Origin of the sequence: Kitasatospora sp. NPDC091257 (assembly GCF_044757675.1) — a bacterium.
In the GTDB taxonomy this organism is placed as follows: Bacteria; Actinomycetota; Actinomycetes; order Streptomycetales; family Streptomycetaceae; genus Kitasatospora; species Kitasatospora lactacystinica.
In genome coordinates this window covers 1-1,673 of sequence record NZ_JBIVVI010001590.1, presented here as the reverse complement: position 1 = coordinate 1,673, position 1,673 = coordinate 1, and the positions used below count along the sequence as shown (strand labels likewise).

Genomic DNA, 1,673 nt, shown 5'->3' with positions numbered 1-1,673 from the left:
GGTCCGCCGCCGGGTGATGTACAGGCCGCGGCCGGCCGGGAACTGGCGGGGCTTGAGGTTGCCGAACAGGTAGCCCTCGGAGGGCGGGCAGGACACCGCCGGGTGCGCTCGCCGGACAGCAGCGGGGTGTCGTAGACACTGATCGGCAGCACGCGCACCGCGGGGTCGGCGCAGGTCTGCTCGAACCAGGAGCCTTCGTCGTCCGTGGCCGGGTTTCCGATCAGCAGGGCGCGGGTGTGTTCGCCGGTGAGCAGGCCGCGCATCGCGGCGCCGATGATCCGGCCGATGCCGCCGGCTTCGTCCACGATGACCATCAGGCGGGGCGCGTGGATGCCCTGGACGGCGGACTCGTCGTGCGGCGGGGCGCTGAACCCGTAGGCGACCACGGTGTCCGAGCCGTGGCGGTCGGGCATCTTCCACTGGGCGACACCGACTTCGCCGGGCAGGCCTGCGCGGGCGACGATCTGGCGGATGTGGGGCCACATCTGCCGTTGGACCTGACGGGCCCGGGTGGCGGTGGTGACGGTGAGCGCGGTGCCGGGCGGGTGGACGACGGAGGACCAGACGGCGGCGCGGGCGGCGATGTGGGTCTTGCCGGAGCCGAAGCAGCTCGGGACGGCGACGCGGCGGTTGTCGACCAACGCTTCGAGGATGTCCCGCTGGCGGCTCCACTGGGATTCGCCGAGCACGTCCTCAACGAATCCGACCGGGTCGTCGGCCCACAGGGCGTAGGGGGTGCCGGCCTCGGCGTCGGCCGCCGCGAGGACCTGAGCCCAGTCGGCGGCGTCGAGGGTCCTGTAGAAGCGCCGGCGGATCGCGGGGGTCGAGGCGGCAAGGTCGGTGTAGAGGCGGCGGCCGAGCCTGCCGGGACGGGGCGCGGGCACCGCGGGCAGTGGCGTGGTCACGGTCTCCCCATGTTCGTGTCGTGCCGGGCAGAACCGAGGATTTCAGTCGGCGCCCTCTCTGGCCTGCGGACTGAAGTACTCGGTGCGGTGGACCTGGGCTCAATCACTGAGGTTTCGGCTCGCCGGAGGGCCCCGCGCGGTGCGCGGTAGCCAGGTCGACGCACAGAGGGTCGCTGCACCGTGCGCGTGCCCGCCCCGTGGTCATGCCCCATTCGGTGGGCTCGATCGTGATGCTGACGTCCCCGGTGCCGTTGAGGCTGCAATGCGCCTCTCTGATCAGGTCATCGAGCACTGTCTGGCGTAGAGCGGCCAGGCCGCGGTCGGCAACCTGGTCCGTACTCCAGGCGGTGCGGGCTACGTGAACGACCTCGGGCACGGACGCCTCCTCGCTGAACTGTTTGGTGAGGTACTGAAGGACCCGCTGAAGTCTCTCGTGGGCTACTGACTTCTCCGCCCGGTCGGGCATGTCGATCGGCCGGCCACGGTGCCGGACCTGCGGCCGGGTGTCGCACCGAGAGAACCACAAGAATTTACCTTGATGCTTTTTATAGACCCGAGTCAACTTCTCTGCGAGGCTGGTCCCGCCAGCTGGGGACCGCGACCCCCCGGCCCCGACCTCAAGGAGACCAACCATGGCCCTGACCAACCGAATCACCGCCCGGCACGCGGCCGTCGCCTTCGCCATCACCACGGCCTTCACCACCGGCATGGCCATCAGCACCCACCCGGCCGCCGCACCGGCCACCCCGGCAACCGTCACGGTCACCC

At 70.8% G+C, this 1,673-nt stretch carries 1 protein-coding gene and 1 pseudogene; both read right to left on the bottom strand.

Annotation, left to right across the window (positions count from 1 at the left end; all coding sequences use genetic code 11):
* Positions 1-905, bottom strand: a pseudogene (locus ACIQOV_RS40560) (hypothetical protein); the annotation flags it as partial.
* A 103-nt stretch (positions 906-1,008) separates the two neighbouring features.
* Positions 1,009-1,281 carry a hypothetical protein gene (locus ACIQOV_RS40555; protein ID WP_401056037.1) on the bottom strand — a complete coding sequence of 91 codons (273 nt, stop codon included), beginning with the start codon at positions 1,279-1,281 and terminating at the stop codon, positions 1,009-1,011.
* Positions 1,282-1,673 lie beyond the last annotated feature (392 nt).